General features: G+C 32.9%; 5 protein-coding genes. All 5 read right to left on the bottom strand.

Annotation, left to right across the window (positions count from 1 at the left end):
• Nucleotides 1–935: 935 nt before the first annotated feature.
• The 5 genes from trxB to hprK all read right to left on the bottom strand — a co-directional run bounded on the left by trxB (nt 936) and on the right by hprK (nt 5,655).
• Nucleotides 936–1,871, bottom strand: a complete 936-nt coding sequence (gene trxB / locus IDG60_RS04680; protein WP_000134963.1) for a thioredoxin-disulfide reductase — start codon at nt 1,869–1,871, stop codon at nt 936–938.
• A gap of 66 nt (nt 1,872–1,937) precedes the next feature.
• Complete coding sequence (locus IDG60_RS04675; protein WP_000057543.1) at nt 1,938–3,377, bottom strand: tetratricopeptide repeat protein; 1,440 nt, start codon at nt 3,375–3,377, stop codon at nt 1,938–1,940.
• A 7-nt stretch (nt 3,378–3,384) separates the two neighbouring features.
• Nucleotides 3,385–3,870, bottom strand: a complete 486-nt coding sequence (locus IDG60_RS04670) for an acyltransferase (RefSeq protein ID WP_001224793.1) — start codon at nt 3,868–3,870, stop codon at nt 3,385–3,387.
• A 7-nt stretch (nt 3,871–3,877) separates the two neighbouring features.
• Entirely contained in the window at nt 3,878–4,717 is an 840-nt protein-coding gene (gene lgt, locus IDG60_RS04665) for a prolipoprotein diacylglyceryl transferase (protein ID WP_000513305.1), read from the bottom strand.
• A gap of 5 nt (nt 4,718–4,722) precedes the next feature.
• Entirely contained in the window at nt 4,723–5,655 is a 933-nt protein-coding gene (gene hprK / locus IDG60_RS04660) for an HPr(Ser) kinase/phosphatase (protein ID WP_000958224.1), read from the bottom strand.
• Nucleotides 5,656–6,081: the final 426 nt, after the last annotated feature.

Here is a 6,081-nt window from a genome sequence, read left to right as displayed (position 1 = left end):
GTTACAACTAATAGTTCACTTTTACTTTTTTCTTTTTCATTATTATCCATTATTTTTTCACCGCCAAAACGAATTTCATGATGTTAATTTAAATGTTCTATGACAAAATTAAGCAACGATGTTTTATATTTATTTCCAACTATGTCTAGATTAAATTTCTAAAAATATACATCATTTAAAGGAGCTTGGGACATAAATCAATGTCCTAGGGTCTATAATATTATATTGCTAGTAGTTGACTGAATGAAAATGCGCTTGCAACAAGCTTTTTTCAACTCTAGTCAGGGGCCCCAACACAGAGAAATTGGATTTCCAATTTCTACAGACAATGCAAGTTGGGGTGTGGGCCCCAACACAGAGAATTTCGAAAAGAAATTCTACAGGCAATGCGAGTTGGGGTGTGGGCCCCAACACAGAGAAATTGGATTTCCAATTTCTACAGACAATGCAAGTTGGGGTGTGGGCCCCAACAAAGAGAATTTCGAAAAGAAATTCTACAGGCAATGCGAGTTGGGGTGTGGGCCCCAACACAGAAGCTTACGATAAGTCAGCTTACGATAATGTGCAAGTTGGGGTGGTACAACGATAAAGTAATACTTTTTCTATAGAAATTAGTATTTCTTATGCATGAGTTTTACTCATGTATTCCTATTTTTAAGTACACATTAGCTGTGGCTAATGTATAAGAACCACTACATAATAAATCATTAGTGGCTCTTTATCATTTCTGTCCCACTCCCATAAAGTTATAAGTTTAATATAACATATAAAAAAAACTAGAACTCATTGAAACGCACAAATGATACGTACTAAGTTCTAGTTTTCTATATAATTTGCTTTAATTTAAAAGTAAGACATTATTTTAACAAGGTGATGACACTATTAAAATAAATATCCAAATAACTTACAACTCAACATCTTAATTCGACCTCGAATTAAGCTTGATCGTTTAAATGTTCAATATATTCCGCTGCACTTTGCGCTGCAATACTACCATCGCCAGTAGCAGTGACAATTTGGCGTAAACCTTTGTCACGAACATCTCCTGCTGCAAAAATACCTGGTACTGATGTTGTCATATCATCTTTTGTCACAATATAACCAACATCATTCGTAATACCTAAGTCTTTAAATGGCGCTGTTAATGGTTTCATACCAATATAGATGAATACACCATCAGCCTCGTGTGTTTCTTCTGAACCATCTTTTGTAGACGTTAATGTCACAGAACCCACTTTGCCGTCTTTTTCATTAATTGATTTCAAAGTATGACTCCAAATAAAGTCGATTTTATCATTTTTGAATGCTCTATCTTGTAAAATACGCTGTGCACGTAACTCATCACGACGGTGAACGATTGTTACTTTGTCAGCAAATTTAGTTAAGAATGTTCCCTCTTCTACTGCTGAGTCACCACCACCGATAACGAATAGGCGTTTATTTTTAAAGAATGCACCATCACATACTGCACAATAACTTACACCGCGTCCACCAAGTTCTTGTTCACCCGGAACACCAATTTTCTTGTATTCTGCACCTGTAGCAATAATGACCGCTTTCGCTGTTAATTCTTTATTACCAAAGTTAATCACTTTATATTCGCCTTTATCTTCTACAGATTTAATATCTCCATATTGATAAACTGCACCAAACTTTTTAGCGTGTTCAAACATTTTTGTAGATAAATCTGGACCTGTAATCATTTCGAAACCAGGGAAGTTCTCTACTTCTTCTGTATTAGCCATTTGACCGCCTGGAATACCTCTTTCAATCATAACTGTTTTTAAATTAGCACGTGATGCGTATACTGCAGCAGTCATACCAGCTGGACCTGCACCGATAATTGCTATATCAAAATCTATTTCAGTCATTTTATTAACGCCTCCTCATTATTAATCATTATGCGCATTATATAATAAATCTAACTTTTCATAAATCTATATGCTCAAGAGAAATTCAATCATTTTGTTCAGTTTATATTGTGTTATGCCTAACCATGTTGTAATTTGCTTCTTTGTAACGTTTCGAGGTTGATTTTTAAAATACAAATAAATAAACGCACCGATATATGGCTCAACATCAGTTAAATCTACTTTTTCAGCAATTATGAGTTCACCTTGATTAATCCATGCAACCATTAAATCATTTTCACTTACAAATAATTCATTTTGGTAAAGCGTTAACAAGCCGCGATGAATGAAGTCTAATTTATTGAGCGTTAAACCTTGAACTAAATACGTTAAATACAATTTCTCATAATTATTTAGATTTTCCAGAACCTGCCAAATACTTTCCGTCATCACAATTTCTTTACCATTTAATTGATCCAATAAAAAAATACCATATAAACGATAATGACTGTCATCACTTTGAAGTAATGGCAAAATATGTTGGTCAAAAACTTCTTTGCTATTTTCAATTACCCAAGGCGCATGTCCAATTTCCACTTTAGAAATTTGCTTCAATTTATCCCAGTAGTAATGACTTTCGTCTTCTTCACCTAAATAATAATAATTATATGCTAAAGCATTGTACATTTGAATTGATAAAAATTTCCCTTTTTTATATAAAGGGTACAACAATTGTTGTGATGCACGATACTGCTTTAAATAACTTAATACAATACCTAATTTAAAACTTTCATCGTCATTCATAGGTACAACTTTGTTTAATATTTTTAAATATTTTTGATATTGTTCATTTTCCTTAGTGTTATAAAGTAGCAAAGTATAATGGCATAATGCATATATATCTGTACTATCCTCTTGTAATAGTGCTTCGTACAATGCTTTAGCCGTATCATATTCACCGAGATATAAATAACACATTGCCAATAAATTACGTACGACACGATGATCTTGAACTTCTTGTGGTTGATGTAAGACATAATTCTTTGCATCTTTTAATCGACCTTGAGAAAAAAGATATTGGAATAGTATTTGAACTACAAACAATTGAGCTTCAAGTTCAATTTGTTCTTCGCTTTGATATTTCACATCAAACATTTGATCTAATTCATCTCTATAATCTTGGTCGTCGCTAACAATAACATAATTAATACCAAACAAGAATGCCTTGTTTGGTTCGTTAACTTCAATGTTGAGCTGACTCAATTCATAAAAGCTATCTTCTAGATGCCTATTATAAATAATATTGTCATAAAATAAATGTTCTGCTTTTTTAGCAATACCAAGTTGCACTAGACATTGTGCATAATCAATTTGAATTTCCAGATCATCAGGTGACAATTCTAACACTTTTTCAAAGTATTCAGCAGCTCGTTTATATTCTCTTTGTTTAAACTTCTGTTTAGCCATTTTACGATAAAATGCATCATCAAAAGTCATTGGAATTACATTATTATTCTTTTGCGCCATAAAATTGTCACCTCCTAATCATTTTTATATACATAGGGTTGCCATATGCAAATCCATTATCCGGTATATCTTTTGAAACAACCGTACCAGCTGCAACTTTTACATTGTCACCAATCGTTATACCGGGTAAAATGGTAGCATTTGCACCAATCAAAGTGTTAGATCCTATCGTCACTGGTCCATAACGAAATTCATCAACTAATGCTTCATGCGTCAAAATTGTTACATTGTAACCAATAACACTGTTACTACCAATCGTAATCAGTTCTGGGTAAAAAATATCTAACATTACTTTATAAGCTATCGACGATTGATTACCGATATTAATATTTAAAAGTTGTTTATATATATGTCTTTTCAGTACCATACTTGGAATAAATTTCGAAAATTCAATGATAATTACATTCTTAAAAACTTTCGAAAATTTAACAAGACGGTATACACGCCATAAAGGGTTTGTATGATGATGTGTTTTTGATAAAAATTTTCTCAAAATATCACTACTTCACTTTTTTTGTTGGCCATGGAAGCGCCCCAACTTTGCTATACAACGGTGGATTATACTTAATCCTTCTATATACAATTAAACTTATACTTATTAAAATTAAAAGAATTGATACTAATTGTGCAACTCTAATATTACTTGTGAGCATTAAGCTATCTGTACGTAATCCTTCTATAAAGAATCGACCAATTGAATACCAAGTTAAATATAAAAAGAATGTTTCTCCTAATTTTAAATGTTTACGAATATTAACTAAGATAATAAATCCAGCGACATCCCAAATGGATTCATATAAGAATGTTGGATGATAATATTGGCCGTTAATATACATATTTTCTATTATAAAATTAGGCAAATGTAATTGTTCTAAAAAAGCGCGTGACACCGGTCCACCATGTGCCTCGTGATTCATAAAGTTACCCCAGCGTCCAATTCCTTGCGCTAAAATTATACTTGGCGCAACGATATCACCAATTTGAAATGGGTTTAAATTTTTCACTTTACATACAATAACACCAGCAATAAAGCCACCTATTAAACCACCATGTATTGCTATTCCACCATGCCATATTTTAATAATTTCACTTGGATTTTCCGCGTAATATGGCCATTGGAAAATCACAAAATAGATTCGTGCCGCGATAAATCCAAATAGTGCACTATAAAAAATAATATCTACTAAAGTATCTTTATGTAATCCTGCTTTAACTAGTGCACGTTGTGCAACAAAGTAACCAAGTAATATTCCGACAGCAATGATAATTCCATACCATCGTACACTCAGTGGTCCTAAGTTAAATGCCACAGGATCTATATAGTTAAATACAATACCCATTCAACCTACTCCTCACTCTTATGACTGTTCTTGATAATTTCTTCATTTAATCTTTCACTAAATTCTTCGGCAGTGTTAATGCCCATGATATTTAATCGATAGTTCATTGCAGCGACCTCAATAATTACCGCAACATTTCTACCAGGTCTTACAGGTATTGTTTTTTTAGTGATTTCAGTATCTAAAATACTTAGCGTCTCTTCATTAAGACCTACGCGGTCATATAACTTTTGCTTGTTCCAGTTTTCCAAATTAATATTTAATCTAATTCGTTTTTCAGTTAATATTGAACCCGCGCCAAATAAAGTCATAACATTGATAATACCTAGTCCACGTATTTCTAATAGATGTTCTATTAACTTTGGTGGTTTCCCTATTAGTTCATCTTTATTAATTTGACGTATTTCTACATTATCATCTGCTACTAATCTATGCCCACGTTTAACTAATTCCAACGCAGTCTCACTTTTACCTATTCCTGAATCACCGGTAATTAGTACACCAACACCGTAAACATCTACTAAAACACCATGTAAAGATGTCGTCTTTGCAAGTGCATGCTCTAAAAACGTTGTTAAGCGACTCATTAAACTTGTAGTCGCATCTTTAGCAACTATAAGTGGGGTATTTAATTCTTTTGCAGCTTCAACTAATTCTTCTGGTGGCTGCAATCCACGTGTCACAATAATTGCAGGCGTTTCTGGTCTGCATAGTTTACGCATACGACCTGCGCGATCCTTATCTGGTAATAAATTGTAAAACGATAGTTCCGTTGTTCCTAATAGTTGTATTCTATCTGACGCATAATGTGAAAAATAACCTGCCATCTCTAAGCCTGGTCTTGATATATCAGCATTTTTAATTGGCTTCGATAGTCCTTCTTCACCAGCGATTAAATCTAACTTTAATGTTTCAACTAGTTTTTCTGTCGTTAACATGGGTTCACCTCAATTGTATTTATCCCTACTCTTACATCTCTTCTTATCATATCAAAAATATAACACCAATCTACATTGAAAAGCTAAAATAAATATTAATTGTTCATTATTGTTATTATTTTACAAGTCAATATCAATCATTAATTTATTGCTTGCTTAATTTACATGGTTCATATCGCCATAAAAGTCCGAGCCAAAAATCAATGACCTAAGCTCTACAATGATATATTGGAATTAGTTGGCGGGGCCCCAACATAAAGAATTTCGAAAAGAAATTCTACAAACAATGCAAGTTGGCGGGGCCCCAACATAAAGAAATACTTTTTCTTTAGAAATTAGTATTTCTTATGCATGAGTTGCACTCATGCATTCCTATTTTTAAGTACACAATAGCTGTGGCTAATGACAAAGAACCACTACATAATA

The sequence above is a fragment of the Staphylococcus sp. EG-SA-2 genome (assembly GCF_017152085.1).
Note: the sequence above shows the minus strand (reverse complement) of the source record. Positions and strands in the feature narration are given on the sequence as shown.